The sequence below is a fragment of the Modestobacter sp. VKM Ac-2985 genome, assembly GCF_026967925.1.
Taxonomy (GTDB): Bacteria; Actinomycetota; Actinomycetes; order Mycobacteriales; family Geodermatophilaceae; genus Modestobacter.
This window is the reverse complement of sequence record NZ_JAPVBI010000002.1, coordinates 558,529-584,815: the sequence shown is the minus strand read 5'-3', so window position 1 is coordinate 584,815 and position 26,287 is coordinate 558,529. Positions and strand designations below refer to the sequence as shown.

At 74.1% G+C, this 26,287-nt stretch carries 30 protein-coding genes; 18 read left to right on the top strand and 12 right to left on the bottom strand.

Features of this window, described 5'->3' with window-relative positions; translation table 11 throughout:
- Nucleotides 1-16: 16 nt before the first annotated feature.
- The 12 genes from O2V61_RS12020 (at nt 17) to O2V61_RS11965 (ending at nt 7,383) form a co-directional block, all read left to right on the top strand.
- Nucleotides 17-181, top strand: coding sequence for a hypothetical protein (locus O2V61_RS12020; protein ID WP_269170258.1), 165 nt, complete (start codon nt 17-19; stop codon nt 179-181).
- A 118-nt stretch (nt 182-299) separates the two neighbouring features.
- On the top strand, nt 300-1,385 hold the full coding sequence (locus tag O2V61_RS12015) for a metal ABC transporter solute-binding protein, Zn/Mn family (RefSeq protein ID WP_269183545.1): 1,086 nt from the start codon (nt 300-302) through the stop codon (nt 1,383-1,385).
- On the top strand, nt 1,382-1,633 hold the full coding sequence (locus O2V61_RS12010; RefSeq protein WP_269183544.1) for an ATP-binding cassette domain-containing protein: 252 nt from the start codon (nt 1,382-1,384) through the stop codon (nt 1,631-1,633). Before O2V61_RS12015 ends, O2V61_RS12010 begins: the two co-directional genes overlap by 4 nt.
- Before the next feature lie 7 nt (nt 1,634-1,640).
- The gene (locus tag O2V61_RS12005) at nt 1,641-2,180 is read left to right on the top strand and encodes a metal ABC transporter ATP-binding protein (protein WP_269184265.1); all 540 of its coding nucleotides are present in this window, start codon (nt 1,641-1,643) and stop codon (nt 2,178-2,180) included.
- A gap of 3 nt (nt 2,181-2,183) precedes the next feature.
- Entirely contained in the window at nt 2,184-3,065 is an 882-nt protein-coding gene (locus tag O2V61_RS12000; RefSeq protein ID WP_269183543.1) for a metal ABC transporter permease, read from the top strand.
- 78 nt (nt 3,066-3,143) lie between these two features.
- Nucleotides 3,144-3,266 (top strand): hypothetical protein, encoded by a 123-nt coding sequence (locus O2V61_RS11995; RefSeq protein WP_269183542.1) that lies wholly within the window; start codon nt 3,144-3,146, stop codon nt 3,264-3,266.
- A 166-nt stretch (nt 3,267-3,432) separates the two neighbouring features.
- A complete protein-coding gene (locus tag O2V61_RS11990; protein WP_269183541.1) occupies nt 3,433-4,062 on the top strand; it encodes a TetR/AcrR family transcriptional regulator in 630 nt (209 codons plus the stop codon).
- Nucleotides 4,063-4,114: 52 nt separating this feature from the next.
- Nucleotides 4,115-4,537 (top strand): hypothetical protein, encoded by a 423-nt coding sequence (locus O2V61_RS11985; RefSeq protein ID WP_269183540.1) that lies wholly within the window; start codon nt 4,115-4,117, stop codon nt 4,535-4,537.
- Between the two features lie 45 nt (nt 4,538-4,582).
- The gene (locus O2V61_RS11980) at nt 4,583-4,738 is read left to right on the top strand and encodes a hypothetical protein (protein WP_269183539.1); all 156 of its coding nucleotides are present in this window, start codon (nt 4,583-4,585) and stop codon (nt 4,736-4,738) included.
- Nucleotides 4,739-4,960: 222 nt separating this feature from the next.
- A complete protein-coding gene (locus tag O2V61_RS11975; protein ID WP_269183538.1) occupies nt 4,961-6,805 on the top strand; it encodes an acyl-CoA dehydrogenase in 1,845 nt (614 codons plus the stop codon).
- Between the two features lie 140 nt (nt 6,806-6,945).
- Nucleotides 6,946-7,179, top strand: coding sequence for a hypothetical protein (locus tag O2V61_RS11970; RefSeq protein ID WP_269183537.1), 234 nt, complete (start codon nt 6,946-6,948; stop codon nt 7,177-7,179).
- 24 nt (nt 7,180-7,203) lie between these two features.
- Nucleotides 7,204-7,383 (top strand): hypothetical protein, encoded by a 180-nt coding sequence (locus tag O2V61_RS11965; RefSeq protein WP_269183536.1) that lies wholly within the window; start codon nt 7,204-7,206, stop codon nt 7,381-7,383.
- A 69-nt stretch (nt 7,384-7,452) separates the two neighbouring features.
- Here the strand turns inward: O2V61_RS11965 and O2V61_RS11960 are convergent, their stop codons facing one another.
- Genes O2V61_RS11960 through O2V61_RS11945 form a run of 4 tightly spaced genes read right to left on the bottom strand, consistent with a single transcriptional unit; the run spans nt 7,453 to nt 11,109 of the window.
- Nucleotides 7,453-8,076, bottom strand: coding sequence for a response regulator transcription factor (locus O2V61_RS11960; protein WP_269183535.1), 624 nt, complete (start codon nt 8,074-8,076; stop codon nt 7,453-7,455).
- Complete coding sequence (locus tag O2V61_RS11955; RefSeq protein WP_269183534.1) at nt 8,073-9,275, bottom strand: sensor histidine kinase; 1,203 nt, start codon at nt 9,273-9,275, stop codon at nt 8,073-8,075. Before O2V61_RS11955 ends, O2V61_RS11960 begins: the two co-directional genes overlap by 4 nt.
- A 41-nt stretch (nt 9,276-9,316) precedes the next feature.
- Entirely contained in the window at nt 9,317-10,144 is an 828-nt protein-coding gene (locus O2V61_RS11950) for an ABC transporter permease (protein WP_269183533.1), read from the bottom strand.
- Complete coding sequence (locus tag O2V61_RS11945) at nt 10,141-11,109, bottom strand: ABC transporter ATP-binding protein (RefSeq protein ID WP_269183532.1); 969 nt, start codon at nt 11,107-11,109, stop codon at nt 10,141-10,143. The genes O2V61_RS11950 and O2V61_RS11945 overlap by 4 nt, the downstream gene beginning before the upstream one ends.
- A gap of 177 nt (nt 11,110-11,286) precedes the next feature.
- On the opposite strand from O2V61_RS11945, the gene O2V61_RS11940 reads away from it, so the two are divergent.
- On the top strand, nt 11,287-12,204 hold the full coding sequence (locus O2V61_RS11940) for a 3-methyladenine DNA glycosylase (protein ID WP_269183531.1): 918 nt from the start codon (nt 11,287-11,289) through the stop codon (nt 12,202-12,204).
- An 18-nt stretch (nt 12,205-12,222) separates the two neighbouring features.
- Nucleotides 12,223-13,062, top strand: a complete 840-nt coding sequence (locus O2V61_RS11935) for a tyrosine-protein phosphatase (RefSeq protein ID WP_269183530.1) — start codon at nt 12,223-12,225, stop codon at nt 13,060-13,062.
- A gap of 93 nt (nt 13,063-13,155) precedes the next feature.
- Here O2V61_RS11935 and O2V61_RS11930 read toward each other — a convergent pair whose 3' ends face one another.
- Together O2V61_RS11930 and O2V61_RS11925 are read right to left on the bottom strand one after the other, a co-directional pair.
- The gene (locus O2V61_RS11930; protein ID WP_156119173.1) at nt 13,156-13,311 is read right to left on the bottom strand and encodes a hypothetical protein; all 156 of its coding nucleotides are present in this window, start codon (nt 13,309-13,311) and stop codon (nt 13,156-13,158) included.
- Between the two features lie 278 nt (nt 13,312-13,589).
- On the bottom strand, nt 13,590-15,305 hold the full coding sequence (locus tag O2V61_RS11925; RefSeq protein WP_269183529.1) for a phosphoenolpyruvate--protein phosphotransferase: 1,716 nt from the start codon (nt 15,303-15,305) through the stop codon (nt 13,590-13,592).
- Between the two features lie 220 nt (nt 15,306-15,525).
- Between O2V61_RS11925 and O2V61_RS11920 the strand changes: the two genes are divergently transcribed.
- From O2V61_RS11920 to O2V61_RS11905, 4 genes are read left to right on the top strand one after another with little or no spacing between them, the layout of a single operon-like run.
- Nucleotides 15,526-16,299 carry a DeoR/GlpR family DNA-binding transcription regulator gene (locus O2V61_RS11920; RefSeq protein WP_269183528.1) on the top strand — a complete coding sequence of 258 codons (774 nt, stop codon included), beginning with the start codon at nt 15,526-15,528 and terminating at the stop codon, nt 16,297-16,299.
- Entirely contained in the window at nt 16,296-17,318 is a 1,023-nt protein-coding gene (locus O2V61_RS11915) for a 1-phosphofructokinase family hexose kinase (protein WP_269183527.1), read from the top strand. The genes O2V61_RS11920 and O2V61_RS11915 overlap by 4 nt, the downstream gene beginning before the upstream one ends.
- A 20-nt stretch (nt 17,319-17,338) precedes the next feature.
- The gene (locus O2V61_RS11910; protein ID WP_269183526.1) at nt 17,339-19,513 is read left to right on the top strand and encodes a PTS fructose transporter subunit IIABC; all 2,175 of its coding nucleotides are present in this window, start codon (nt 17,339-17,341) and stop codon (nt 19,511-19,513) included.
- Between the two features lie 34 nt (nt 19,514-19,547).
- The gene (locus O2V61_RS11905; protein ID WP_269183525.1) at nt 19,548-19,808 is read left to right on the top strand and encodes an HPr family phosphocarrier protein; all 261 of its coding nucleotides are present in this window, start codon (nt 19,548-19,550) and stop codon (nt 19,806-19,808) included.
- An 87-nt stretch (nt 19,809-19,895) separates the two neighbouring features.
- Here the strand turns inward: O2V61_RS11905 and O2V61_RS11900 are convergent, their stop codons facing one another.
- From O2V61_RS11900 to pdhA, 6 genes are all read right to left on the bottom strand, one after another.
- On the bottom strand, nt 19,896-20,516 hold the full coding sequence (locus tag O2V61_RS11900; protein ID WP_269183524.1) for a flavodoxin family protein: 621 nt from the start codon (nt 20,514-20,516) through the stop codon (nt 19,896-19,898).
- A gap of 159 nt (nt 20,517-20,675) precedes the next feature.
- Nucleotides 20,676-21,137 (bottom strand): SRPBCC family protein, encoded by a 462-nt coding sequence (locus tag O2V61_RS11895; RefSeq protein WP_269183523.1) that lies wholly within the window; start codon nt 21,135-21,137, stop codon nt 20,676-20,678.
- 175 nt (nt 21,138-21,312) lie between these two features.
- Nucleotides 21,313-22,509: an AGE family epimerase/isomerase gene (locus tag O2V61_RS11890; RefSeq protein ID WP_269183522.1), complete on the bottom strand. Its 1,197-nt coding sequence runs from the start codon at nt 22,507-22,509 to the stop codon at nt 21,313-21,315.
- A 2-nt stretch (nt 22,510-22,511) separates the two neighbouring features.
- A complete protein-coding gene (locus O2V61_RS11885; protein WP_269183521.1) occupies nt 22,512-23,966 on the bottom strand; it encodes a dihydrolipoamide acetyltransferase family protein in 1,455 nt (484 codons plus the stop codon).
- Entirely contained in the window at nt 23,966-24,943 is a 978-nt protein-coding gene (locus O2V61_RS11880; protein ID WP_269183520.1) for an alpha-ketoacid dehydrogenase subunit beta, read from the bottom strand. The genes O2V61_RS11885 and O2V61_RS11880 overlap by 1 nt, the downstream gene beginning before the upstream one ends.
- Nucleotides 24,940-26,079, bottom strand: a complete 1,140-nt coding sequence (gene pdhA, locus O2V61_RS11875; RefSeq protein WP_269183519.1) for a pyruvate dehydrogenase (acetyl-transferring) E1 component subunit alpha — start codon at nt 26,077-26,079, stop codon at nt 24,940-24,942. Before pdhA ends, O2V61_RS11880 begins: the two co-directional genes overlap by 4 nt.
- Nucleotides 26,080-26,287: the final 208 nt, after the last annotated feature.

Genomic DNA, 26,287 nt, shown 5'->3' with positions numbered 1-26,287 from the left:
GGGGCACGGGGCGGGCATGACCGAGAACACCGGACGTACCCCGCACCCCGCTGAGCCGGCCGAGGGCGACCCCATGGAGGAGCCGCAGGAGACCGGTCGCACGCCGCACCCCGAGCAGCCGGCCGAGGGCGGTGACCCGGCGGCGGGCGTGGACCCGGAGAACCGGGTGACCGGGGCCTGACCCCACCCGGGGCCGGGGCGGGGTCCGCTGTGGGAGGACCGACATCGACGCGGGGCACGGCTGGGGTGATACTGATTGTGACGACCATTCCCAGTAGCCCCACCAGTGAGGACCCCCCGTGCCCCGCCACGCCCTGCTCCGCCGCCCGGCGCTCACCGCCCTGGCCGCCACCGCCACGCTGACCCTCGCCGCGTGTGGGGGTTCCGACGCCGGCGCCGGGACCACCACCAGCGCAGCGGACGCGGAGAGCTGCCCCGGCGAGGTGCTCGACGTCGTCGCCTCGGTGAGCCAGTGGGGCTCGATCGTCGAGCAGCTGGGCGGGGACTGCACCAACGTCACCACCGTGCTCGCCTCCTCGGCCGTCGACCCGCACGACTACGAGGCGACGGCCGCCGACATCGCCGCGTTCACCGACGCCGAGCTGGTCGTGCTCAACGGCGCCGACTACGACCACTGGGCCGCCGACGCCGTCGCCACCCTCGACCCCGCGCCGGCCGTCGTCGACGCGGCCGAGGTGGTCGGCATCGAGGGCGAGGAGCACGCCGGAGAAGAGGGCGAGCACGCCGAAGAGGAAGGCGAGCACGCCGGGGAGGAGGGCGAGCACGCCGGGGAAGAGGGCGAGCACGCCGAGGAGGAGGGCGAGCACGCCGAGGAGGGGCACGGCCACGGCGGGGTCAACCCGCACCTGTGGTACTCCCCGGAGTACGTCCAGACCGTCGCCGCCGCGGTGACCGAGCAGCTCAGCGAGCTGTCGCCCGACGCCGCCGACCACTTCGCCGAGCAGGCCGAGGCCTGGGAGGCCGACCTGCAGCCCTACCTGGACGAGCTGGAGAGCCTCCAGTCCTCCGCCGCCGGCCGCTCGTACGCCGCCACGGAGAGCGTGTTCCAGTACACCGGCGAGGCCATCGGCCTGACCGACGCCACGCCCGAGGGCTACCGGGCCGCCGCCAGCAACGAGACCGACCCGGCGCCCGGCGACGTGGCCGCGTTCGAGGCGGCGCTGACCGACGGCTCGGTCGACGTCCTGGTGTACAACTCCCAGACGGAGGGCAGCGTCCCCGAGCAGCTGCGCGCTGCGGCGGAGGCGGCCGATGTGCCGGTCGTCGAGGTCACCGAGTCGGCGCCGGACGGGGAGTCGTCCTTCGTGTCCTGGCAGCTGGACCAGCTGCAGCAGCTGTCGAACGCACTCGGTGGGGGTCAGTGACAGACGTACCGACGGTCGACCGGCCCGCCGCGCGGCCACCGGCGCTCGTCCTCGACGACGTCTCGGTGGTCCGCGGCGGCCGGCTGGTCTGGTCGCAGGGCACGCTGACCGTGCCCACCGGTGCCGTGGTCGGGGTCATCGGCCCCAACGGCGCCGGGAAGACCACGCTGTTCCAGCTCGTCCTCGGCATGCTGCCCCCGGCCGGGGGGAGGGTCGAGGTGCTCGGCCGCACCCCCCAGCCGGGGTGACCGCCGGATCGGTTACGTGCCGCAGAACTACACCGCCGCACTGGGCGAGGCGGTGCGCGCCCGTGACCTGGTCATGCTCGGCCTGACCGGGGGCCGTTTCGGGCTGCGCCGCGCCTCGGCCACCGAGCGGGCCCGGGTCGACGACGCGCTGCGCCGGGTGGGCGCCCAGGACTACGCCGACCGGCGGATGTCGGAGCTGTCCGGTGGGCAGCAGCAGCGGGTCGCGATCGCCCAGGCGATCGTCGACGACGCCGAGCTGCTGCTGCTCGACGAGCCGCTGGCCAACCTGGACCTGCGCAACCAGCACGAGGTGGTCACGCTGCTCGGCGAGCTCACCCGCGAGCGCCGGGTCACGGTGATGGTCGTCGCGCACGACCTCAACCCACTGTTGCCGGTGCTCACCGACGCCGTCTACCTGCTCGACGGGCACCCGCACCACGACCCGATCGACGCCGTCGTCACCGAGGACCTGCTCACCCACCTGTACGGCACCCCGGTCCGGGTGGTGCGCACCGCGCAGGGCGATCTCTTCACCCGGGGCGGTTGAGTCGTGGTCACCTTCCAGGAGAACTGGCTGCAGGTGCTGCAGACCACGTTCATGCAGCACGCGCTGCTCGGCGGTTCGATGGTCGCGCTGGCCGCCGGGCTGATGGGCTGGTTCGTCGTCACCCGGCAGAACGCCTTCGCCGCCCACGCCCTGGCCCACATCGGCTTCCCCGGCGCGACCGGCGCGATCCTGGTCGGTGCCCCGGTGACGCTGGGCCTGGCGGTCTTCTGCGTCGGCGGCGGGCTGCTGATCGGGCTCTTCGGCAAGCGGGTGGCCGACCGGGAGGTGGCCACCGGCACGATCCTCGCCTTCGCCACCGGCCTGGGCGTGCTCTTCGCCTCGCTGGCCACCGCGAACGCCAGCAGCACCACGACCGTGCTGTTCGGCAACCTGCTGGCCATCTCCCGCGACCAGCTGTGGGTCTTCGGCGGGTTCACCGTGCTGGTGGTCGGCGTGCTGGCGGTCATCGCCCGGCCGCTCGTCTTCGCGTCGGTGGACCCGACCGTGGCCGAGGCCCGCGGGGTCCCGGTCCGGGCCCTGGGCGTGGCCTTCGTCGTCCTGCTCGCGCTGACCATCACGATGGCCGTGCAGGTGGTGGGCACCCTGCTGCTGTTCGCGCTGGTGGTGACCCCGGCCGCGGCGGCGCTGCGGATGACCGCCCGGCCCGGGCTGGTGGCCGCGATCGCCGTGGCGATCGCCCTCGGCAGCGTCTGGTTCGGCCTGGTGCTCTCCGCGATGGTCAACCTGCCGCCGAGCTTCTTCGTGACCACCCTCGCCGTCCTGACCTGGGCGGTGACCCTGCTCCTCACCTGGGACCGCGTGCCGCGGGAGACCCCCGCCCCGGTGCTGGACGCCCCCCAGCTGGTCCCCGACCGCTCCAGGTGAGCGAGGTCTCAGCACCCGATGGGGGTCGACCTGGGCCAGGGCTGTTTTCCGGCCCGTCCGGCAGGGGAGGGTGAGGGCATGCACGTAGACGCCCGCGACCAGCAGCTCGACGACACCACCACCTCCGGCGAGGAGCAGACCCCGCAGCAGGCGGCGGTCGCCCGGATGCTGGCCAACCCCCGCCGCACCCGCCGCGCCTGATCGTCGCGGCCGACTCCTGGCGGAGAGTCGCAGCGGAGAGTCACACCGGCCTCACCGTCCCCCACCGCCCCGGGGTGCCCCTCCCGCCCCGGAGGTGCTGGTCAGGGGCCTGCAACCCTCGGCGTGCCGTGGACCGCTCCGTCACGATGTGCTGCACGATCAGACCGTGACCGCCGCAGCCCTCCCCCTCCACGCACCTGAGGACGGCGCCCTGCCGGCCCGTCGCTCCCGTGCGGAACGGCAGGAGATCGTCCTGGACACGGCCGAGCGGCTCTTCTCCGCGCGCAGCTCGCGCAGCGTGGGGATGGACGAGCTCGTCCGCGAGACCGGCCTGGGCAAGATGACGGTCTACCGGCTCTTCAAGAGCAAGGACGACCTGGTCGGCGCCTACCTGTCGCGCAAGGCCGCCACCGTGCTGGCCACCATCGACGCCGGGCTGGACGAGCGCCAGGACGACCCGCGGGCCGCCCTGCTCTCGGTGGTCGACGCCGTCGAGGCCGACGTCACCCGCGTCGGCTTCCGCGGCTGCCCGTTCACCAACGTCAGCAGCGAGTACGACGACCCGCAGCACCCGGCCCGCAGCGCGGCCGCCGACTACAAGTTCGAGCTGCACGCCCGGCTCGAGGGCCTGGCCGACCAGCTCATCCCCGGCGGCGGTGACGACCTCGCCGCCCAGGTGCACCTGATCATCGACGGGATGTACCTCTCCGGCGGCCTGCTCGGCCCGGACGGCCCCGCCTCGCACGGGCGGCAGCTCGCCGAGAAGCTGATCGACGCCGCCATCGCCCACCGCTGACGGGCAGCCTCCTCCCCGGGCGAACGGTCGCCCGCACCCGCACGATGGACGGGTGACCGACCGCTCGCGCCCCGACCTCGACGAGGACACCGTCGCCGCCCTGGGGAAGCTCTCCGAGTCCCTCGAGACCGTCGAGCAGGCCCGCGGCCTCCTCTACGGCTTCCACCAGCTCACCGGCAAGGCCGACCTGCTCCTGCAGGACGCCGTCACCGGCCTCCGCGACGCCGGGCACGCCGAGCTGGCCGCCGACCTCGAGCGTGACCTCGTCGGCCGCAACGTGATCGCCGACCGGTGGACCTTCCAGCTCGTCGAGGACTACGACGAGAACTACTGGAGCACCTACCGGGCCTTCGACCAGCGCGCCCGGGACGAGCTGGTCGGCGGTGACCGGCACGTGTTCGAGGCCCGGATGAAGCAGCGCGAGCGCACCTCGGGGCACCCTCGCCACGAGGCCGGCCCGGCACTGGACGACTGAGCAGCCCGGCTCGCCGCCGGACGGCCCGCGGTCGAGACTCGGGGCATGACCAGCTCCCCGCAGGACCCGCAGGACGACCGGGACGTCGAGCCACTGGGCGGCGCCGCCTCCCCGGCGCGCGGCGACGACGGCGCCGAGGGCATGGCCGGGCCCGTCTACCCGCCCCCCGAGACCGAGCCCGACGCCCACCCCGGCAGCTGACCCCAGCCCCCTTACCCCCCGACGATCATGGCGCCGGCGGGGCAACACACCGGGCCGGAGCGGCATGTCGTCACCGCAGCTCCATGATCGTCGGACGCTTGGGGCGGGCAACTCGGGAGGGCGCCGCGCGGGTGCTTGCTGTGGTTACCGGTCGGTAATACCGTCTTGTTACCCGCGAGTACGACCTGCTCGCGTCCGACCGGCGAGCACGGGAGCACCCCCATGGGCCACTACACGGCGAACCTGCGCGACCTCGAGTTCAACCTGTTCGAGTTCCAGAGCAGCAAGGACCGGTTCGGCACCGGGCCGTTCGAGCAGATGGACGCCGAGACCGCCCGCGGGGTGCTGGCCGAGGTCCGGCGGCTCGCCGAGGGCCCGCTCGCCGCCTCCTTCACCGACGCCGACCGGAACCCGCCGGTGTTCGACCCGGCCACGCACTCCGTGACGCTGCCCGAGTCGTTCAAGGCGTCGGTCCGGGCGGTCAACGCCGGTGAGTGGTGGCGGCTGGACCTGCCCGACGAGCTCGGCGGCTTCGGTGCACCGTTCAGCCTGCGCTGGGCCGCCTTCGAGATGCTGCTCGGCGCCAACCCGGCGGCGTTCATGTACGGGTCCGGCCCCACGTTCGCGGCGATCCTGCACTCCCTCGGCACCCCGGACCAGCAGCGGCTGGCCGAGCTGATGATCGAGCACCTCTGGGGCGCCACCATGGTGCTCACCGAGCCCGAGGCCGGCTCCGACGTCGGTGCCGGGCGGACGAAGGCGGTGCAGCAGCCCGACGGCTCCTGGCACCTCACCGGGGTGAAGCGGTTCATCACCTCCGCCGAGCACGACCTCAGCGACAACATCGTCCACCTGGTGCTGGCCCGGCCCGAGGGCGCCAAGCCGGGCAGCAAGGGGCTGTCGCTCTTCGTCGTCCCCAAGTTCCACGTGGACCTGGCCACCGGCGCGCTCGGCGAGCGCAACGGCGCGTACGTGACCGGCGTGGAGAAGAAGATGGGGCTCAAGGTCTCCACCACCTGCGAGCTGAGCCTCGGCGACGGCCCGGTGCCGGCGCAGGGCTGGCTGGTCGGCGACGTGCACGACGGCATCGCCCAGATGTTCCGGGTGATCGAGTACGCCCGGATGTTCGTCGGCACGAAGGCGATCGCGACCCTCTCCGCCGGCTACCAGGTGGCCCTGGCCTACGCCAAGGAGCGCGTGCAGGGGGCGGACCTCACCGCGACGGCCAAGGACGCGCCGCGGGTCACCATCACCCACCACCCCGACGTCCGGCGCTCGCTGATGCTGCAGAAGGCGTACGCCGAGGGCATGCGCGCGCTCTACCTGTACACCGCCACCTTCCGCGACCAGGTCATGGAGGCCGAGGCGGCCGGCACGGCCGACAGCCCCGAGGCCGTCCTCGCCGCCAAGGTCAACGACCTGCTGCTGCCGATCGTGAAGGCCTACGGCTCCGAGCGGGCCACCCAGCTGCTCACCGCCGAGTCGCTGCAGACCCTCGGCGGCTCGGGCTACCTGCAGGACCACCCGATCGAGCAGTACATCCGGGACGCCAAGATCGACACCCTCTACGAGGGCACCACGGCCATCCAGGGCCAGGACTTCTTCTTCCGCAAGATCGTGCGGGACGGTGGGGTCGCGCTGACCTGGCTGGCCGAGCAGGTCCAGGGGACGATCACGGCCGAGGCCGGCAACGGGCGGCTCAAGGAGGATCGGGCGCTGCTGGCGACCGCGCTCGGTGACGTCCAGGGCATGCTGACCGCGATGTTCGGCCAGCTCGGCGCCGCCCAGACCGACGTCCGCTCGCTCTACCTGGTCGGCCAGAACACCTCCCGGCTGCTGCTGGCCACCGGCGACCTGATCACCGCCTGGCTCCTGGTCCGCCAGTCCGAGGTCGCGCTGGCCGCGCTGGACGGCGAGGTGTCGGAGTCCGACCGGCACTTCTACGAGGGCAAGCTCGCCGCCACCCGGTTCTTCTGCGCCCAGGTGCTGCCCGCGCTGACCAGCGAGCGGTTCATCGTCGAGCACACCGACAACGCGCTCATGGACGTCGACGAAGCCGCGTTCTGAGGAAGGACCCCCGTGCCCCCCACCACTCGCGAGCTCGCGGCGGGCCCCTGCACGGGGGCCGGACCGGGCGGCCGGCGGTGCATGGGGGCCGGGGATCGCGGGCATGGGCGGAGGACGACGTCCACGCGAGGAGGACCGCGATGAGCGAGACCGGCGGCAGCGACCGCATCCAGCAGGACGTGCCCACGGCTTCCGGCACGGGCGACAACAGCGATCTGGGCACCGGTGCCGAGGACACGAACGAGACCGGTACCCGGGAGGGCGTCCCGTTGACCCGGGACGCCGCGCTGGCGCGGGACGCGGAGAGCGACGACCTCCAGCCGGAGCGCACCCCCACCGAGCCCTCGCTGGCGCAGCGCGCCGACCCGTCCTGACCCCCTGATCGAGAGGTCCACCCCATGACAGAGCCCGCCAGCAGCGGATACCACGACTCCCCGGCGACCGACGACCCCGAGGGCGACCTGGTCGACGGCACCTCCGGCCACGACCGCGGGGACGGCGGCGAGAAGGACACCGTCCTGCTCACCGACGACGACGCCCAGACCGAGGACTCCGTCGCCCGCCCCGGCAACTCCTGAGGGAAGACCTCGACCTCCGGCCCCCTCGCAGGGACCCGCGCCGAGCGTGGGGGGCGAGGGGGTCCTTCCTCAGATCCAGCCGTGCCGCCGCGCTGCCTCCACGGCGGCGTGGCGGTTCGGCGCCCCCAGCTTGGCCGCGGCCGCCGACAGGTAGTTGCGCACCGTCCCCGGTGACAGGTGGGCACGGACGGCGATCTCCTCGACGGGCGCCCCGCCCGCGGCGAGCTCCAGCACGTCGGCCTCCCGCGGCGTCAGGGGGCTGTCCCCGGAGCTGATCGCCTCGGCGGCGAGCTCCGGGTCGACGTAGCGCCCACCCCGGTGCACCGTGCGGACCACGTCGCTGAGCACGGCCGCGCCCACCGTCTTCGGCAGGAACCCCCGGACGCCGGCCTCCAGCGCGCGCTTCAGGTGCCCCGGCCGTCCGTGCCCGGTCACGATGACCACGCCGCAGCCGGGCAGGACCGTGGTGAGCTCCCCCGCGACGCTGATCCCGTCCCGGTCGGGCATCTGCAGGTCCAGGACGGCGACGTCCGGGGCGTGCGCGCGGGCCATGGCCAGCGCCTCGGCGCCGGAGGATGCCTGGGCGACCACGTCGAGGTCGTCCTCCAGCCCGAGCAGGGCGGCGAACGCCGAGCGGACCAGGTTCTCGTCGTCGGCCAGCAGCACCCGGATCACCTCGCCGTCCTGGCTCACGTCGCACCTCCGGCGGGCAGCGTGGCGGTCAGGGTGAACCGGTCGCCGTCCCGGGCGGCGTGCAGGGACCCGCCGGCCCCGGCCAGCCGCTCGCGCAGGCCGGTCAGGCCGTTGCCCGCGCCCGGCGCGCCGGTCACCCCGTCGTTGCTCACGGTCAGCTCGACCTCCTCGTCGGTCCGTACCAGCGTGATCCCGCAGTCGGCCGCGGCGCTGTGCCGCAGCACGTTGGTCACCGCCTCGCGGACCACCCAGGCCAGCGCGACCTGGGCGGGCTCGGGGAGCCCGGCGGCGGCGCCCTCACCCTGCACGGTGCAGGCGACCCCGGCCGCGCGCAGCACCGACCGGGCGCCGGCCAGCTCACCGGCCAGGTCGGTGGTCCGGTACCCACGGACCACCTCGCGCACCTCCTTCAGCGACTCCTCGGCGATCCGGCTGATGTCGGCCACCTCGTCGGCGACTCCGGGCCGGGACCGGCGCACCAGCTCTCCGGCCAGCTGGCTCTTCACCGCGATCACCGAGAGGTTGCGGCCCATCACGTCGTGCAGGTCGCGGGCGAACCGCAGCCGCTCCTCGGCCACCGCCAGCTGCAGCTGGACGCCCCGGGTGCGGTCCATCTCCAGCACGACGTCGAGCACCCACACGGTGAACCGGAAGGCGAGCACCACGAACAGGACCGCGGCGACCATCACGACGCCCTGGACCACGGCCGCGGCGGGGTGCACGCCGGTGAACGAGGTGGCGAGGCCGCTGAGCGCCCCGACGCCCACCGCGGGCGCGATGAGCTGCCGGGTGCTCCAGACCGTCGAGCAGGCGAGGAGGACCGCGCCGAGGGGCAGGCTGACCGACCACGGCACCGCGACCGACGCCCCCGACCCGGCGAACGCCCAGACGCCACCGGCCGCCGTCGCCCCGGCGGTGCAGAACGCCAGCACCGTGAGCCGACCGGGGAGCGGCCGTGCGGCCAGGTGCGCCGCCAGCCCCCGCCGGGTCAGCTGTACCGCCACCGCTGCGGTGGCGACCGAGCCGGCCAGGAACAGCCACGAACCCGCCGTGGGGGCGCCCCCCTCCACCGCCGCCCCGATCACCGCGAGGGCGAGCACCGGGAGCCCGGCCAGGAATACGTAGAAGGACCAGCGGGTGTAGAGGTCGATCCGCTGCGGCGCCGTCCGGCTGTTCCACCAGCGCGAGACGGTCGGCACGGCGGTCATGCTGCCGTACCGGCCGTCCCGGGCGTGCCGCCTCACCGGCGGGGAGCCCACCGGAACCCGCGCCGGGCAGCGACCGCGCCGATGACCAGCCAGCCGGCGAGCACCGCCAGCGGGACGCCCGCGTGCGGCCAGACGCTGCCGTCGACGACGTCGCCCTGCCAGGTCTGGCCGGCCAGGCCCAGCTGCAGCAGCTCGACGACCGGGGTGAGCGGCAGGAACCGGGCGATCTCGCCCAGCGTCTCGGGCAGCACGGAGAGCGGGTAGAAGATCCCGGAGAGCCCGGTGGACACCACGATGATCGGCAACGTGGTGATCTGCGCGGACTCCGGCGTCCGGGTGAAGCTGGTGCTCGCCGCGGCCAGCATGACCATCAGCAGCGTCCCCGCGAGCAGGGCGACCAGCGGCAGGACGACGTCGGCCGGGGCCGACCACCCACCGAGCAGGACCACCCCCGCGGCGATGACCACCACCTGGCCGAAGGTGATGAACACGGTCGGCGCTGCCGTGCCGGCCAGCACCTCGACGTCGGTCAGCTCCCCGGTGCGCATCCGCTGCAGCACCAGGTCCTCCCGGCGGGCCACGTAGGTGGTCACCAGGTTGTAGTAGGTCAGCATCACCAGGCTGATGCCGACGGCGGTCACCAGCAGCCGGGCGCCGAAGGGCAGCTCGCCCTCGTCCATGCCCAGCGCCGGGACGGCCGCGACGAAGAGCAGCGGCAGGACGACGGAGTTCACCAGTGCGGTCCGGTTGCGGCCCAGCATCCTGGTCTCGGCCGAGGCCAGGGACCACACCCGGGAGAGCCGGGAGGGTCCGCTCGTGGTGCGGTCGAGGGTCCTGCGATCGGGGGTCACGGCGGTCATCGGTTCTCCTCCGGGGTGACGTGCGGGTCGGTGCCGTCGGCGACGGCGAGGAAGGCCTGCTCCAGGGAGCCGGCGCGGGCCAGCAGGGTCCGCAGCACGACCCCGTGCTCGGCCGCCCAGGCGAGCAGCCCGGCGAGCACGGGCTGCAACGCGCGGGTGTGCCACTCCACCCGCCGCCCGTCCGTGACCACCTGCACGCCGGCGGGGACCGGCGGGCGCGGGGCGTCGTCGTCGAGGCCGAAACGGATGGTGGCCGGCTGGGTCTCGGCGATCTCGGCCTGGGTGCCGGACAGGACGATCTGACCGCCCCGCATGATGGCGACGCGGTCGGCGAGCTCCTCGGCCTCCTCCAGGTGGTGGGTGGTCAGCAGCACCGCGGCGCCGTCGGCCACCAGACCCTGGACCAGCTCCCACACCTGGCGGCGGGACTCCGGGTCCAGCCCCGTGGTCGGCTCGTCCAGGACGACGACGCTGGGCCGGCCGAGCAGCGCCAGCGCCAGGTCCAGGCGCCGTCGCTCGCCGCCGGAGAGGCTGCGCACCCGGACGTCGGCGCGGCCGGCGAGCCCGACCTGCGTCAGCGCCTCCTCGACCGGCCGGGGTGCGGTCAGCGTGCCGGCCCACGTGCGCAGGGTCTCGGCGACGGTGAGGTCGCCGGGCAGGCCGCTGGCCTGCAGCAGCACGCCCAGGTGCGGGCGGACCCGGGCCCGCTCCGCGACCGGGTCCATGCCCAGCACCCGGACGGTGCCGCTGCCGGCGGGGGCGAGCCCCTCCAGCACCTCCAGGGCGGAGGTCTTGCCGGCGCCGTTGACCCCGAGGAGGGCGAGCACCTCGCCCGGGCGGACCTCGAAGGAGACGCCGCGCACGGCCTCGAAGTCGCCGTAGCTGCGCCGCAGGTCCTGGACCTCGATGGCCGGAGCGGCCTCGACGGTCGGGGGTGGGAGCACGGGCGGGGCGCTGGGGTGCACGGTCGACCTCCTCGGTGCGCCGCCGGCCGCCGTCGGGCCGGTCTGTCGGACGCATCCCCCACGTTGCCGCCAGAGGACTGCGGGCACAGGTGCCGGCGTGCACGACTTCTCCCCGCCGGTGCACGGGTGGGCGGTGACACGTGTCATGGGTCCGCGGTGCGCGCCTACCCTGGGCGGGTGCTCCCGCTGCTCGCCCCCGCGCCGACGGTGCTGCCCGAGGCGGCGTGGACGGCCCGGGCTGCAGCCCACCAGCAGCGGATGGAGACCTGGCTGCTGCCGCACCAGGAGCGCCGCCGGGCCGGGGTCGCGCACCCGGTGCTGGACTTCCTCTTCACCTACTACTCCGAGACGCCGGGCCGGTTGCGCCGGTGGCACTCCGGGGTCGGCGTCGTGCTGACCGGCGCGGCCGCCGCCGAGCGGCTGGGCTGGCCGTTCCACGCGGCGGTCGACGTCCAGGACGCCGCCGGGGACCACGTGCGCGGGGTCGGGCTCGACGTGCCGGCGTTCCTGGCCAAGCGGCGGGCGTCCGTCGGCTGGGTCGAGGGCCTGCTGCGCGGGACGGCCGGCCGCCCCGGGCAGTTCGGCTGCTTCGGGATGCACGAGTGGGCGATGCTCTACCGCCCCGAGGACGGCGAGGTCCGCCACCCCCTGCCACTGCGGCTCGGGCAGGCCGGCACGGACGCCGTCGTCGAGTCCCATCGCGTGCAGTGCAGCCACATCGACGCGTTCCGGTTCTTCACCCGGGCCGGCGCCCCGCGGAACACCCTCACGCCGACCCGGGAGACCCAGCAGCAGCTGGAGCAGCCGGGCTGCCTGCACGCCACGATGGACCTCTACAAGTGGGCCTACAAGCTCAGCCCCGCGGTGCCGGGTGAGCTGCTGGCCGACTGCTTCGCGCTGGCCGCCGACGTCCGCGAGCTCGACATGCGCGCCTCCCCGTACGACCTCACGAGCCACGGGTACGCCCCCGTGGCGGTCGAGACGCCGGAGGGCAAGGCCGAGTACGGCGCCGCCCAGCGCGCCTTCGCCGACCGCGGCGCGGTGCTGCGCGCACGGCTGCTCGCGGTGTGCCGGGAGCTGCTGGCGCGCGGCTGACGTCGTACGGTCGAGGGCGTGACTGCCACCCGCACCGACCGCTGGCTGCACCTGGACGGGACGACGAACACCCGTGACCTGGGCGGGCTGCCGACCACCGACGGTGGGACGACGCAGTTCGGTCGGGTCCTGCGCAGCGACAACCTGCAGACCCTCAGCCCGGCCGACGTCGCCGCGCTGGTCGAGGAGGTGGGGCTGACCGAGGTCGTCGACCTGCGGACCACCGCCGAGATCCTGCTGGAGGGGCGCAGCCCGCTGCGCGACGTGGAGACGGTCGGCCACCGGCACTTCACCCTGCTGCCCGAGCGGGGGATGCGCACCGACGTCTTCGCCGCCGAGGAGAGCGACGAGGAGATCCGGGCGCAGCTGCCGGCCGACTGGGCGGAGTCGCTGCTCCCCCGCCAGGTCGCGCCCGGGGACGAGGGCGAGCCGCCCGCCGTCCGGTCCTACCTCGGCTACCTGTCCGACGGCACGGACAACGTGCTGGCCGCGGTCCGGTCACTGGCCGCCGGCGGCCCCGGCGCGGCGGTGGTGCACTGCGCCGCGGGCAAGGACCGGACCGGTGTGGTCTGCGCGCTGGCGCTCGCGGTGGCCGGGGTGACGCCGGAGGCGATCGTCGCCGACTACGCGCAGACCGCCGAGGTCATCGACGCCCTCGTCGCCAAGCTCGCCAACAGCCCCACCTACGCCGAGGACATGATCCGGCGCGACGTGGCCAGCCACACCCCGCGGGCGGAGTCGATGCGCCGGGTGCTGGAGGTGCTCGACGAGCGCTGGGGCGGCCCGGTCGGCTGGCTGGAGCAGCACGGCTTCGGCGCCGAGGAGCAGGCAGCCCTGCGGTCCCGCCTCCGCGACTGAGGGCCCCGCACAGCAGAGGACCCCGGCTCCCATGGGAGTCCGGGGTCACGGTGCGTGCCTGCGTCCGCCCTCGTCGTCGAGAGCGGGGGGTGATCAGCGCAGGACGTTGTTGAACTGGCTGCTGTTGGCCAGGGTCAGCAGCTCGTCCCGCATGGCGGGGCTGCTGGTGCGGGCGACGGCGGCATCCACTGCCCGCCGCGTACGCGACGCCTGCCGACGCTGACGCCAGCTGGAGGTCACGCTGCTCATGTCACTGCCTTCTTCCGGGGGTCCTGAGTGGGTGTTACGCCTGTATTAAACCAGGCAAGGCGACGTCTATTCCAACGGATCTAAGGCCGTGTCACTGGAGGTTCCGACGAAATACTCACTCGAAGGAGGTGTCGGCCATAGATCCTTCACCCGAACGCCACTTGTCCAGCACCAACGGAGTGCAGTCGGTCACCTCTGCTGGGTGAGCGTCCTCACCTGGAGACGACAGCGCCCCGCCGGTCCGTTGCGGACCGACGGGGCGCTGAGCTGGACTCTGATCAGCCGGCGGCGAGCACCTCACGCACCGCAGCGCGCGCGGACTGCGGGTCGGCCGCGGCGAGGGCGGCCTCGGCTGCCCGCTGACACGTCGCCAGGTCCACCGTCGCCAGCCGCGCACCCACCCCGGCCACCGACGAGGCGGCACAGGACAGGGAGGTGATCCCCATGCCCACCAGCACGCACGCCAGCATCGGGTCGGCGGCCGCCTCGCCGCAGACCCCCACGGGCTTCCCGGTGCGCTGACCGGCAGCCGCGGTCGCCTGCACCAGCGCGAGCAGCGCGGGCTGCCACGGGTCGGTCAGGTCGGCCAGGTCGGCGGAGAGCCGGTCGGCGGCGAGCGTGTACTGCGACAGGTCGTTGGTGCCGATCGACAGGAAGTCCAGGTGCTCCAGGAACCGGTCGGCGAGCACGGCGACCGAGGGCACCTCCACCATGACGCCCGGCACCATGCCCCGCTCCCGCACCTGGGCGGCGAACTCCGCCGCCTCGGCCACGGTGGCCACCATCGGGGCCATCACCCACGGCTCGGCACCGGTACGGCTCGCCGCCTGGGCGACCGCGTCCAGCTGGTGGGTGAGCAGGCCGGGGTCGCGGCGGGCAGTGCGCAGCCCGCGGACGCCGAGGGCCGGGTTGGCCTCGTCCGGCGGGGTGGCGAACGGCAGCGGCTTGTCCGAGCCGGCGTCCAGCGTGCGGAGCACCACCTTGCCGCCGGGGAAGGCCTCGAAGACGCCCGCGTAGATCTCCGCCTGCTCCTCGACCGTCGGCTCCTCGGTGCGGCCGAAGAAGGCGAGCTCGGTGCGGAGCAGGCCGACCCCCTCGGCGTGTGCCGCCGCCGCGGCCCGCGCCCCGGCGCCGTCCTGCACGTTGGCCAGCACCTGGACGAGGTGACCGTCGCGGGTCGTACCCGGGCCCCGGTACCCGGCGAGGGCCGCAGCGGCCTCCTGGGCGGCGGCGACCCGGGTGCGGGCCTCCTCCGGGTCGGGGTCGACGGTGACGGTGCCCTGCTCCCCGTCGACGAGCACGAACGACCCCTCGGGGACGTCGGAGAGCCCGCCGACGCCCACCACGCACGGCAGGCCGAGCTGGCGGGCGATGATCGCGGTGTGGCTGGTGGCGCCGCCCAGCCGGGTCGCCAGTGCGATGATCCGGGCGGGGTCCAGGCCGGCGGTGTCGGCCGGGGCGAGGTCGTCGGCCAGCAGCACCGACGGCGTCTCCGGCGCGGGCACCCCCGGCTCCCCCTGGCCGGTCAGCTCGGCGACGATCCGGTCCCGGACGTCGCGGACGTCGGTGGCCCGCTCGGCCATCACGCCGCCCAGGCTGACGAACAGGTCGACGAACTGGGCTGCGGCGCCCACCGTGGCGGCCTCGGCGGAGGAGCCGTCGCCGATGCGCTGCTCCACGGCCGAGAGCAGCCCCCGGTCGCGGGCCAGCTGGGCCGTGGTGTTCAGCACCTCGGCGCTCACCCCGGTCGCCGCCGCAGCCCGGGTGGCCAGCCGCGCGGCCACCGCATCGGCCGCCGTGGTGAACCGTTCCTTCTCAGCCGCGCGCTGCTGCTCCGGGACGACCGGACCCTCCGCGGGCGGCAGCTGGACGGACCCGACCGGACGCACGACCGGGCCGGCGGCCACGCCGGGGACCACCGGAGTCCCGGTGAAGACGGTCGGCCCCGTCAGGGCGTCCGGGGAGATCCGGGTTCCGGTCGGCGTGGTGGACATCGGGACCTCACTGTCTGCTCGCGCCGGGCGGGGTGCCTACCGCCGGCGAGCTCCGTCGTAGATGACTGGGTGGCGACGCAACGACAATGGTGCATCCGGTGACCAGAGTCACCGCGGAGCCTTGACTTGTCAACTGATCCCACGTAGAACAACATGAAAGCAACGGCATAGCCACACGATCGGGCATCGATCGCTCGTGGCACCGGAGCACCAGCCGGGGGTGAGCGTGTACGCAGAGGAGCGTCAGCAGGCGATCGCCGGTCTGGTCACCCAGCGCGGACGGGTCGCGGTGACCGCCGTCGCCGAGCACTTCGGGGTGACCACGGAGACGGTCCGCCGCGACCTGGCCCTCCTCGAGCGCGCCGGGATGTTGCGCCGGGTGCACGGCGGGGCGGTGCCGATCGGGACGCTGACCGCGGTGGAGCCCGCGCTCGGGGTGCGCCGCGGCACCCGCACCGAGGCCAAGCGCCGGATCGCCACCGCGGCGCTCGCTCTCCTGCCGCCCGCCAACGGCAGTCTCATCCTGGACGGCGGCAGCTCGACGGCAGCCCTGGCCGAGCTGCTGCCCGGCGACCGCTCGCTGGTCGCCGCCACCAACTCGGTGCCGATCGCCGCCCGGCTCTCCGGCTCCCCGGGCATCACCCTGCACGTGCTCGGCGGGCGGGTCCGGGGGATCACGCAGTCCGCGGTCGGCGAGTCCACCGTCGCCGCGCTCACCGACCTGCGGGCCGACATCGTCTTCCTGGGCACCAACGGGATCAGCGCGGGGTACGGCTTCTCCACCCCCGACGACGCCGAGGCCACCGTCAAGCGCGCGATGGCCCGCGCCGGGCAGCGGGTCGTGGTGCTCGGCGACAGCAGCAAGCTCGGCCGCGAGCACCTGGTGCGCTTCGCGGCCATCGAGGACGTCGACGTCCTGGTCACCGATGACGAGGCCGACCCGGCCGTCGTCGCCGAGCTCGAGTCACAGGGGATCGAGGTGCTCGTCGCATGAGGACGGACTCCGCACCGGCTGGGCGGGTGGTCACGCTGACCGCCAACCCGAGCCTGGACCGGACGCTGGACCTGCCCGGCCCGCTCGACCGCGGGGCGGTGACCCGGCTGGGCGCCAGCCACACCGAACCGGGCGGCAAGGGGGTCAACGTCTCCCGGGCGGTGGCGGCAGCGGGGGTCGAGGTCGTCTCGGTGCTCCCGGCCGCGGACGACGACCTGATCGTGCGGTCTCTGCGGGAGCTCGGCCTGTCGCTGGCGAGCGTGCCCATCGACAGCCCGGTGCGGACGAACTACACCCTCACCGAGCCCGACGGGACGACCACCAAGCTCAACGAGCCCGGCGCCCGGCTGGACGAGCCGACGCTCGAGGCGCTGCAGCGCGCCCTGCTCGACCACGCCGGCACCGCCAGCTGGGTCGTGCTCTCGGGCTCGCTGCCCCCGGGGGCACCCCGCGACTGGTACGCCACCCTGGTCCGCGCGCTCCGCAGCACGGGCGCCCGCATCGCCGTCGACACCTCCGAGGAACCGCTCCTGGCGCTGCTGGCCGCCGGGCCGGATTCGGTCCCCGACCTGCTCAAGCCCAACACCGAGGAGCTGGCCCAGCTGGCCGGCCTGCCCGAGGAGGCGGTGACCAGCGACCCCGAGGCCGCGCTGGCCGCGGTCACCGCCCTGCACCGGCGGGGCGTGGCCGAGGTGTTGCTGACCCTCGGCGCCGACGGGGCACTGCTCTCCACCGCCGACGGGGAGCTCTGGTCGGCCCGACCGCCGCGGGTCACCGTCCGCAGCACGGTCGGCGCCGGCGACTGCAGTCTCGCCGGGTACGTCCTGGCCCATCTCGCCGGTGCCGGACCGGCCGACCGGCTGCGGTCGGCCGTGGCCTACGGCGCCGCCAGCGCCGCACTGCCCGGCTCCGCCGTGCCGACGCCCGCACAGGTGGACCCCGCCGGGGTCACCGTCACCGCCGGACTGCCCGGCACCCCGACTCCCGCCGAGGCCGCCCCGGCCGCCGGCGCCCGCTGAGAACACCCGGGAGACGCACCATGTCCGCACTCATCACGACCGAGCTGGTGGCGCTCGACGCCGACCTCGGTCACGACAAGGGATCGGTCGTCCGGCAGCTGGCCGGCCTGGTCGCGGCCAGTGGCCGGGCCACCGGCGCCGACGACCTGCACGCCGATGCGATGGCCCGGGAGGCGAAGGCCGCCACCGGGCTGCCCGGTGGCATCGCGATCCCGCACTGCCGCTCCGCCGCAGTGACCCAGGCGTCGCTGGCCTTCGCCCGGCTGGACCCGAAGGTCGACTTCGGCGCGCCCGACGGCCCGGCCGACCTCGCCTTCCTCATCGCGGCACCCGAGCACGGCGACGCCGACCACCTGACGCTGCTCACCGCGCTGGCCCGGGCTCTCGTCCGCCCGGAGTTCGTGGCCTCGCTGCGCGCGGCCGGCAGCGCCGAGGAGGTCGTCGGCCTGGTGCAGGACGTCGTCTCCCCGCCGGAGGCGCCGGCCCCGCAGACCACCGGTGGCGCCACCACGGCCGCCGCGTCAGCACCCGCCCCGGCTGCAGGGCCCGCGCCGGCCGCGGAAGCCGCCCCGGCGGGCACCCGCAGCATCGTCGCGGTCAGCGCCTGCCCCACCGGCATCGCGCACACCTACATGGCCGCCGACAAGCTCACCGCCGCGGCGAAGGAGATGGGCGTCGAGCTGCACGTGGAGACCCAGGGCTCCTCGGGCTCGACCCCGCTGGACCCGTCGGTGATCAGCCAGGCCGCCGCCGTCATCTTCGCCGTCGACGTCGGGGTCAAGGACCGGGAGCGCTTCGCCGGCAAGCCGCTGGTGCAGTCCGGGACGAAGCGGGCGATGAACGAGCCCGAGGTGATGATCCGCGAGGCGCTGGCCGCCGCCGACGACCCGAACGGCCGCCGCGTGCCCGGCACCGCCGGGTCCGGAGCGGCGCCCGCGGCGAGCGGTGACCGGCCCAGCACCGGGTCGGAGATCCGCCGCTGGCTGCTCACCGGTGTGAGCTACATGATCCCGTTCGTCGCCGCAGGTGGCCTGCTGATCGCGCTGGGCTTCCTCTTCGGCGGCTACCAGATCGTCAACGTCGACCCGGCCGGCGACGGCGTGCAGAGCTACGCGCTGAACTGGGCGCTGAACAACAACTTCCTCAACCTGCCGACCGCAGAACCACTCGAGGGCCTCAACGACGGGTTCTGGGGCTACCTCGGTGCGCTGTGCACCGTGCTCGGCCAGGCCGCCTTCGGGTTCCTGGTCCCCGCCCTGGCCGGGTACATCGCCTACGCGATCGCCGACCGGCCCGGCATCGTGCCCGGCTTCGTCGTGGGCGCGGTCTCGCTCACCGTCGGCGCCGGCTTCCTCGGCGGCCTGGTGGGCGGCATCATCGCCGGCTTCGCCGCACTGTGGATCAGCCGCTGGAAGCTGCCGGCCTTCGCCCGCGGCCTGCAGCCGGTCGTGATCATCCCGCTGCTGGCCACGTTCATCTCCAGCGGGCTGATGGTGGTCGTGCTGGGGCAGCCGCTGGCCGCCGCCCTCGAGGGGCTCGGGAACTTCCTCAACGGGCTGACCGGCGCCGCGAGCATCGTGCTCGGGATCATCCTCGGCCTGATGATGTGCTTCGACCTGGGTGGACCGGTCAACAAGGCCGCCTACGTCTTCGCCACCACCGGGCTGACCGCGGCCATCGCCGGTGAGGGCGGCCAGCAGCAGCTGGTCATCATGGCCACCGTCATGGCGGCCGGCATGGTGCCCCCGCTGGCGATGGCGCTGTCCAGCACCGTCCTCCGGCCGAAGCTGTACACCCCGGCCGAGCGGGACAACGGCAAGGCGGCCTGGCTGCTCGGCGCCTCGTTCATCTCCGAGGGCGCCATCCCGTTCGCCGCGGTCGACCCGCTGCGGGTCATCCCGTCGATGATGCTCGGTGGCGCGACCACCGGTGCGATCGTCGCCGGCCTCGGCCTGGAGCTGCAGGCTCCGCACGGCGGGTTCTTCGTCTGGTTCGCGATGAGCAACTGGGCGTTGTTCTTCCTCGCCGTGCTCGTCGGCGCGGTCGTCGGCGGCCTCGCCGTCACCCTCGCCAAGAGCGTCGGCGGGACCAAGCGGGGCGAGCCGCTGGCCAGCGACCTCACCAACGACCTGGACGGGGACTCCGGCGCGGGCACCTCCCCGGCGCGCCCGGCCGTCTCCCGACCGGCACACTGACCACCAGCACGCCGACCTCAGAAAGCAGGCACCGATGCCCTCCAAGACCGTGACCGTCGGCTCCGCCGTCGGACTGCACGCCCGTCCGGCGGCCCTGATCGCCGAGGCCGTCTCCAAGTCGGGGGTGCCGGTCACGCTGGCGACCCCCGGTGGGAACCCGGTCGATGCCGGCTCGCCGCTGATGATCATGACGCTCGGCGCCAAGCAGGGCACCGAGGTCGTCGTCGACAGCGACGACGAGGCGGTGCTCGGCCGCATCGCCGACATGGTGGCCAGCGACCTCGACGCGGAGTAGCCGCCGGCCCCGCACGGGGTCCAGCACGACGACAGCGCCCGTCCCCGGCTGGGGACGGGCGCTGTCGTCGTCTCTGGTGCAGCCGGCTCAGGAGGCAGGCGGGAAGGGCGAGTCCTTCAGCAGCCGGGCCAGGTGCGCGGCGTTGCGGGCCACGGTGGCCGTCGTCGTCCCGGTCGCCTCCGGGGTCTCGTCCAGGTCCTGGTAGTCGGTGCCGTGCATCGCCTCGCCGTTCCAGTACGTGGCGCCCTGCGCCGGGACGGTGAAGCCGACGTCGTCCAGCGCCTGGAACAGGTCCGCGCTGATCTTGTGCGCGCCGTCCTCGTTGCCCACGACGGCGACGATGCCGACCTTCCCGAACACCAGCGGACGCCCCTGGTCGTCGGTCTCGGAGATCTCGGCGTCCAGCCGCTCGACCACGCGCTGGGCCACGCTGCTCATGTGCCCGACCCAGGTCGGGGTGGCCAGCAGCAGGACGTCGGCGGCCAGGATCTTCTCCCGGATCGCCGGCCAGGCGTCCCCGTCGCCCATGTCGACCTCGACGCCGGGCTTGACGTCGTGGTCGACCACACGGAGCAGCTCCCCCTCGACGCCGTGCCCGGCCAGGGCGTCGAGCACCTGGCGGGCCATCAGGTCGGTGCTGGAGGGGGCGGGCGAGGGCTTGAGGCTGCAGGTCAGCGCAAGTGCGCGCAGCGGGGTCGTCGTGGTCATGACCCGACCCATGCCCCATCCGGTCGTGCACTGCACATCGGATCCGGCCGCACACGCGACGACGCCCGCCTCCTCGAGGTGAGGAGGCGGGCGCCGTCGGCGGCCCCGTTCAGAGGCTCGGCCCGAGCCTGCGAGGGATGCGGGGAACGGGGTGTTCCGTCAGCCCTCGCGGGGGACGTCACCGCGCCAGGCACCGGTCTCGGTGCCACGGCTCTCGATGAACTCCTTGAACTTCTTCACGTCGGCGCTGATCTGCCGGTCGTCGACGCCGACGGCGGCGCCCACCTTCTCCACCACGCCCTGCGGCTCCCAGTCCAGCTGGACCATGACCCGCGTCGTGTTGTCACTGATCTTGTGGAAGGTGACGACGCCGGCGTGCTTGGTCTCGCCGTCGGTGCTCTTCCAGGCCACCCGCTCGTCGGGGTGCTGCTCGGTGATCTCGGCGTCGAACTCGCGCTCGACCCCACCGATCTTGGTGACCCAGTGGGTGTGCCGGTCGTCGAGCTGGGTGATGCGCTCGACGCCGTTCATGAACTTCGGGAACGACTCGAACTGCGTCCACTGGTCATAGACCTGCCGGATCGGCACGTCCACGTCGATCGACTTCTCCACGTTCGCCATGGGGAGCCTCCTCTGCTCAGGGATCTCGTCCGTCCAGCAGCCCCTACCCGGTTGCGCGCAGCAGATACACCCGGAGTGACCCGACACTCCCTGACGCCGGTGATCAGCACGGGCTGAGGGCTGCCTCCCGCCCGTCCAGGCAGCCCTCCGCCCGATCTCGACGCCGGGCGACGGGTCAGCGCGAGGCCAGGACGGCGGCGGCCACGCTGCCGCGCACCGGCCGCCCGGGCAGCAGCAGCATCTGCGCCAGGTGGTACGCATCCGGTTTGCCCGCCCAGGTGCCGCTGGCCACCGCGCCCTCGGGGGTCAGCTCGTGGTGCCAGCTGCCCACCGCCGGGTCCAGGAACAGCCGGTCGCCCAGCTCCTCCCACCGGTGCCGCAGCGACGACGTGCGCGGATCGCCGTGCACGGCGTGGCGCACGGCCGCGGCGGCGACCGCCTCGCTGAGCACCCAGTGCATCCGGGCGCCGACCACCGGCCGGTCGTCCCAGTCGAGCGTGTACGGGAAGCCCTCGTGGCCGTCGGCCGCCCAGCCCCGCTCGGCGGCGGCCAGGAACAGCCCATCGGCGTCGGCGTGCAGCCAGCCGGGGGCCTGCTCGCCCAGCGCCGCGGCCAGGTGCAGGCTCAGCCGGGCCCACTCGAACTGGTGCCCGACGGTGACCCCGTACGGGCGGAAGGGATCGGCCGGGCGGTCCCGGTTGAACTCCGGCAGCGGCTCCCAGGACGCGGTGAAGTGCTCGGGCAGCCGCCAGTCCCGCGCCCGGGCCCACCCGTGCACGATCCGCTCGGTCGCCCGCAGGGCGTGGGTGCGCAGCCGGGCCGCCGTGCCGGGGTCGGTGGGCGCCAGGGCGTCGGCCGCCGCGAGGGTGGCCTCGACCCCGTGCATGTTGGCGTTCGCGCCGCGGTAGGGCTCGCTGGTGGCCCAGGTGCGGTCGAACGACTCGGCGGCCAGGCCCTCGTCCTCGTCCCAGAAGCGCTGCTCCCAGACCCCCAGCGCCTCCTCCAGCAGGTCCCGGCCGCCGGCGATGCCGGCCACGGTGGCGGTCGACCCGGCCAGCATCACGAAGGCGTGCACGTAGGCGGCCTTCCCGTCGTCGTCGGCGCCGGCGCCCACCGCGGAGCGCCAGCCGCCGTGCTCGGCGTCGCGCAACGGGCCCTCTTGTAGTGCGGCCACGCCATGGGCGGCGAGCCCCTCGGCGCCCGGCTCACCGAGGAGCGCGCCGAGGCCGAAGACGTGCGTCATCCGGGCGCTGATCCAGGTCTCCACCGGCTTGTCGGCGCGCACCTCCCCGTCGTCCCCCAGGTAGCCGAAGCCCGCGGGGACCCGGGAGCCGGCCGCGAAGGACAGCAGGGGCCCGAGCTGGGTGCGCACGGTCAGAACGCGAGCGCGGTGCCGGGATCGTGCAGCAGCGCCCCCACGTCGGCCAGGAAGCGGGAGCCCAGCTCGCCGTCGACGATGCGGTGGTCGAACGACAGCGCCAGCGTGGTGACCTGCCGCGGCACCACCTTGCCCTTGTGCACCCAGGGCATCGCCCGGACGGCGCCGAAGGCCAGGATCGCCGACTCGCCGGGGTTGAGGATCGGCGTGCCGGTGTCGACGCCGAAGACGCCGACGTTGGTGATCGTGATCGTGCCGCCGGTCATGTCCTGCGGCTGGGTCTTCCCCGCCCGCGCGGTCTCGGTGAGCTCGGTGAGCGCGCCGGCCAGCTCCGCCAGCGACAGCCGGCCGGCGTCCTTGACGTTCGGCACGATCAGGCCCCGCGGGGTGGCGGCCGCGATCCCCAGGTTCACCGCGCCGTGGACGACGATCTCCTGGGCGGCCTCGTCCCAGGAGCTGTTGACCATCGGGTGCCGCTCCGCCGCCAGCAGCAGCGCCTTGGCCACGAACAGCAGCGGGCTGACCTTCACCCCGGCCAGCTCCGGCCGGGTGGCCAGTCGTTCGCGCAGCTTCATCGTGCGGGTGACGTCGACGGTGAGGAACTCGGTGACGTGCGGCGCGGTGAACGCGCTGGCCACCATCGCCGCGGCGGTGTGCTTGCGCACCCCCTTGATCGGGATCCGGGTGTCCCCGGCTGCGGCGCCCTGGGGCTCGGCCGGCGGGGCCAGCGCGGCGTCGACGTCGGCGCGGGTGATCACCCCGCCCTCCCCGGTGCCCCGGACCGTGGTCAGGTCGATGCCGAGCTCCTTGGCGTACTTGCGCACCGGCGGCTTGGCCAGCGGGCGCAGGGCACCGCGTCCGGCGGTCGCGGACGACGCCGACGCCGCGGGGTCGGCGGGCCGGCGAGCCGCCGCCGCCTCGGCCGCCCGGGCGGCCTCCAGCCCACCGTGCCGGACCGGCTTGACCCTCGCGTCCGGGGCGGTGGCCAGCAACGGCGTGTGCGCCGGGGAGTGGTCGGCCTCGGGGAGGACCTGTGGTGCGGTCACCTGCGCGGCCGCGACCGGCTGCCCCCGGCGGGGACGGCGCTTCGCCTCCGTGCTGCGCGGGCCGTAGCCGACCAGCACCGCCGTCCGGCCGTTGGCGTTGGTCTCCCCGATCAGGCCTGAGCCGGTCGGTGCGTCCTCCGCCGGGGCGGCGTCGGACCCGCCGCCGACGTCGATCGTGATGATCGGTGCGCCCACGTCGACCGTCGTCCCGGCGTCGAACAGCAGTTCGGTCACCGTGCCGGCGAACGGGCTGGGCAGCTCGACGGCGGCCTTCGCCGTCTCGACCTCGCACAGCGGCTGGTTGACGGTGACCGAGTCGCCCACGGCGACCAGCCAGGACAGGATCTCGCCCTCGGTCAGCCCCTCCCCGACGTCGGGGAGCTTGAACTGGCGCAGCTCGGCCATCAGAAGCCCATCGATCGGTCGACGGCGTCCAGCACGCGGTCGAGGTCGGGGAGGTAGTCCTCTTCCATCTTCGACGGCGGGTACGGGGTGTCGTACCCGCCCACGCGCAGCACCGGCGCCTCCAGCGAGTGGAAGCAGTGCTCGGTCACCCGGGCGGCGATCTCCGCGCCCAGGCCGAGGGTCACCGGCGCCTCGTGCACGACCACGCAGCGGCCGGTGCGGCGGACCGACTCGTAGACCGGGTCCAGGTCCAGCGGGGAGAGGGTGCGCAGGTCGACGACCTCCAGCGAGCGGCCCTCCTCGGCGGCGGCGTCGGCGGCCTGCAGCGCCGTCTTCACCATCGGCCCGTAGGCGAGCACCGTGACGTCGTCCCCCCCGCGGACCACCCGGGAGCCGAACAGCGGGTCCGGGGTGCCGTCGGTGTCGACCTCGCCCTTCTCCCAGTACCGCCGCTTGGGCTCGAGGAAGACGACCGGGTCGGGGGCGGCGATCGCCTGCTGGATGCCCCAGTACGCGTCGGCCGGGGTGCTCACCGCGACGACCTTCAGGCCGGCGGTGTGCGCGAAGTAGGCCTCGGGGCTCTCGCTGTGGTGCTCGACCGCGCCGATGCCGCCGCCGAAGGGGATCCGGATGACGATCGGCATCGGCAGCTTGCCCCGGGAGCGGGCGTGGATCTTGGCGACCTGGGTGACGATCTGGTTGTAGGCGGGGAAGACGAACCCGTCGAACTGGATCTCGCACACCGGCCGGTAGCCGCGCATCGCCAGGCCGACCGCGGTGCCGAGGATGCCGGCCTCGGCCAGCGGGGTGTCGACGACGCGGGCCTCGCCGAAGTCCTTCTGCAGGCCGTCGGTGATCCGGAAGACCCCGCCCAGCTTGCCGATGTCCTCGCCCATGAGCACGACCTTGCCGTCGTCCTCCATGGCCTTGCGCAGGCCGCGGTTGAGCGCCTTGCCGATGGTCAGCGTCTCGGTCACTGCTCCCCCTCGAAGGAGGCGTGGTAGGCCACGAACTCCTCGCGCTGCTGCGCCAGCTCCGGGGTCTGCTCGGCGAAGACGTGGTCGAACATCTCCGTGCCCGCCGGGTCGGGCATCTCCACGGTGCCCTTCCGGATCCGGGCGGCGAGCTCGTCGCCCTCGGCGTCGACCGCGGTGAAGAACTCGGGACCGGCGATGCCGGTGCGGGACAGGTGCGCCTTGAGCCGGGCGATCGGGTCGCGCAGCTTCCACTCCTCCAGCTCGCCGGCCAGGCGGTAGCGGGTCGGGTCGTCGGAGGTGGTGTGCGCGCCCATCCGGTAGGTGAACGCCTCGATGAAGGTGGGGCCGGAGCCCTCCCGGGCCGCGGCCAGCGCCGCCCGGGTCACGGCGAGCACGGCCAGGACGTCGTTGCCGTCGACCCGCACGCCGGGGAAGCCGAACCCGGCGGCCCGCTGGTAGAGCGGCACTCGGGACTGCCGCTCGATCGGCACGCTGATCGCGTACTGGTTGTTCTGACAGAAGAAGACGACAGGTGCGGCGAAGGTCGAGGCCCAGATCATCGCCTCGTTGACCTCGCCCTGGCTGGTCGCGCCGTCGCCGAGGAAGGCCAGCGCGGCGTTCTCCGCGCCGTCGCGCTGCAGGCCCATCGCATAGCCGGTGGCGTGCAGGGTCTGCGCGCCGATGACCACGGTGTAGAGGTTGAAGCTGCGGGCGACCGGGTCCCAGCCGCCCTGGTCGACCCCGCGGAACAGGCTCATCACGTGCAGCGGGTCGACGCCCCGGGTCCAGGCGACGCCGTGCTCCCGGTAGGTGGGGAAGGCCATGTCGCCGTCGACGAGGGCCCGACCGGCGCCCACCTGGGCCGCCTCCTGGCCGAGCAGCGAGGCCCAGATGCCGAGCTCACCCTGGCGCTGCAGGGCGGTCGCCTCGGCGTCCCACCGGCGGACGAGGGCGAGGTCGCGGTACAGGCCGCGCAGCTCGTCGTCCGAGATGTCCAGGCGGTAGTCGGGGTGCTCGACCCGCTCGCCCTCGGGGGTGAGCAGCTGGACCAGGTCCGGCTGATCGGGCAGGTGTGGCGCGCCGGCGCCCGGTACGGGGTCGACCACCTCGGTGGTCCCCTGCTGCAACGCAGTCACGCCACTCTCCTCGCCGTCTGGCGGAGCCCGGGGTCACCGGAGCGCCCGTCGCTGGACGTCCACGCGGCGCCGGGGGTGTGGCGCCACTCACACATGGTGGCACGCCGGGCCGCGTGTGGAGAAGATCACTCACCGACCGATCTGCGCAACCACCTCCGACGCCGTTGCGCAGAAAGGCCACCGCTCGCCGGTGCTCGCCTGTCAGACT